The sequence below is a fragment of the Mesorhizobium sp. M4A.F.Ca.ET.020.02.1.1 genome, assembly GCF_004022645.1.
Lineage (GTDB): Bacteria > Pseudomonadota > Alphaproteobacteria > Rhizobiales > Rhizobiaceae > Mesorhizobium.
The window spans coordinates 1-2034 of the sequence record NZ_RZOI01000925.1 but is presented as its reverse complement, the minus strand read 5'-3'; the positions used below and the strand labels follow the sequence as shown (position 1 = coordinate 2034).

Here is a 2034-nt window from a genome sequence, read left to right as displayed (position 1 = left end):
AAGACAGCGTTGATGGCGAGAGCCTGTGCTGCGATCCAGGTGTCGTTTGCACCAATAGGTGTACCGTGACGCTCAAGGAAGGCACGGATTTTTGCATAATGCCGTATTGTGTCATGGTCGATGCCGACCAGCGGTAGGCGCTGCGTCAAGGTGGCCAGGCGGGCGCGATTGCGGTCACCATAGGCACTTTTCTCCGCGCCGAACCCCAATTCGCCCATTACGATCGCAGAGAGCCGGATAGCGCTTATTTGCTGGGCCTCCAGCCGTTTTCGCACCTCCGGGCGGCCTTTCATGGCTGCAATGAGAATATTCGTGTCCAAATGATAGAGCGACGCCACGATCTAGTCGTCCAGCGAGGCCACATCCTCCGCAGGCTTGTCCTCTGGTGCAACCAGATCGAACTCGTCGGCATCCGCCCAAAAATCACGAAAGGCGTCGGCGGCAACACGGCGATGGTCAGGCACCATGCGTGCGATGACCTTGCCATGTCGGGTGACAGCAATTTCCTCGCCCGCCTCGACTTCGGCAAGGAGCCCGGAGAAATTCGCTTTTGCCTCAACAACGGCTTTGCCCGGCCTTGTAACTTGAGATTGCTTGGCGTACTGCAACTTAAAGTTGCATAATCCATCTTATGGAACTAGAGACTATCCCTAAAAATCGATGCAGAAGCCGCTGACCATCGAGACGGATTGCCTTCGAACATCTGCCACCATTTAGTCCGCCAGTTTTGGCGGCCCCGACTGCCTCAAAAACATCGCCGTGCTGCGTCAGCTCGGCATTGCCGAGGACGCCACCCACGTCAACCCAAATGGTGGGGCGATCGTGCTCGGCCATCCGCTCGGCATGTCGGGCGCGCGCATTACCGGCACGGCGGCGCTGGGACTGCGCGAACGCGGCGGTCGCTATCGCGTTGGCCACCATGTGCATCGGCGTCGGCCAAGGGATCGCCATCGCGCTGGCGACAGCCTAGACAGCTGGAAGACTCGCCGACGTACAACGTCCGACCCAGGAGCGACGCTCTTCCAGGCAGGGATCCGCTTTGCGCTCTATCCCTTCAGCTACCCACTCTCATAGCATGGCCTCTCTATGGCCATGCCCTTGAATTGTCGCAGGGACTCCAAACAGGATAGTTGGTCAAACTGCCCTGTTCTGCGTTGGCGCGCGGCCTCCGCCGTCCGCCACCAGCACAGCGCCGGTGACGAAGGATGCCTCGTCGGACGCCAGGAACAGGCAGCAGGAGGCGATTTCCTCGGGCTCTGCAACGCGGCGTAGCGCGATGCGGCCGGTTAGGGCGGCGAACTCCTCATCTGGCTTGGACCCGTTGGTCGCCGCCGCGACTTCCATCTCGTAGATGCTCATCGGCGTGCGCACCCAGCCTGGCGCGACGGCGTTGGCGCGAATGCCGTCGGGACCGTGCGCGAATGCAAGCGAGCGCGTGTAGGAGACAAGTGCCGCCTTGCTCGCCGAATAGGCAGCATTCTGGGCGCTGGCGTTGAAGGCGCCGACCGAGGCGATGTTGACGATCGCGCCGCCGCGCGCCTTGAGCAGCGGGAGCGCTGCGCGGCAGACCATCATCGAGCCGGTGACGTTGACGGCAAAGCTTTTTGCCCAGGTCTCGTCGCTCAGCGTTTCCGGCTCGTCGAGGATCATGACGCCGGCGGCGTTGACGACGATGTCGAGGCGGCCGCCGCAGGCATTGATGGCGCGGGCGATGTCGGCAGCGCTGGTGATGTCGCCGCGCACGGCGATGCCGCCACTGGCCTTGGCCGCTTCGTCCAGCACATCGCCGCCGTGCCCGAACGCGATAATTTTGGCGCCGTGGCGGCCGAACAACTCGGCGGTGGCGCGGCCCATGCCGGTGGCGGCACCGGTGACCAGGGCCGTGCGGCCTTCGAGGCGGCGGCTCATGCGAGCCCCCAGTGCCGTTCGACGGCGTAGCCGGTCTCCGGCAGGGTCGAGCCGCCGTCGACGACGATGGTCTGGCCTGTGGTGTATTTGGCTTGCCCCGAGGCGAGATAGAGCATGGCGTAGGCG

At 63.3% G+C, this 2034-nt stretch carries 3 protein-coding genes and 2 pseudogenes; 1 reads left to right on the top strand and 4 read right to left on the bottom strand.

Annotated elements, in window-relative coordinates; genetic code table 11:
* Together EN742_RS33170 and EN742_RS33165 are read right to left on the bottom strand one after the other, a co-directional pair.
* A partial coding sequence (locus EN742_RS33170; RefSeq protein WP_148670454.1) for a type II toxin-antitoxin system VapC family toxin occupies positions 1 to 338 on the bottom strand: 338 nt, incomplete at its 3' end.
* A 3-nt stretch (positions 339 to 341) separates the two neighbouring features.
* Positions 342 to 608 carry a type II toxin-antitoxin system prevent-host-death family antitoxin gene (locus EN742_RS33165; protein WP_128333782.1) on the bottom strand — a complete coding sequence of 89 codons (267 nt, stop codon included), beginning with the start codon at positions 606 to 608 and terminating at the stop codon, positions 342 to 344.
* Between the two features lie 145 nt (positions 609 to 753).
* On the opposite strand from EN742_RS33165, the pseudogene EN742_RS33160 reads away from it, so the two are divergent.
* Positions 754 to 970, top strand: a pseudogene (locus EN742_RS33160) (3-oxoadipyl-CoA thiolase); the annotation flags it as partial.
* A 164-nt stretch (positions 971 to 1134) separates the two neighbouring features.
* Here EN742_RS33160 and EN742_RS33155 read toward each other — a convergent pair.
* Positions 1135 to 1908: an SDR family oxidoreductase gene (locus tag EN742_RS33155; RefSeq protein WP_128333781.1), complete on the bottom strand. Its 774-nt coding sequence runs from the start codon at positions 1906 to 1908 to the stop codon at positions 1135 to 1137.
* Positions 1905 to 2034: pseudogene (locus EN742_RS33150) on the bottom strand (SDR family oxidoreductase); the annotation flags it as partial. The gene EN742_RS33155 and the pseudogene EN742_RS33150, both read right to left, overlap by 4 nt.

Coding starts and splice junctions, on each gene's coding strand:
- EN742_RS33155 (WP_128333781.1), bottom strand. CDS start 1,908: ATGAGCCGCCGCCTCGAAGGCCGCACGGCCCTGGTCACCGGTGCCGCC.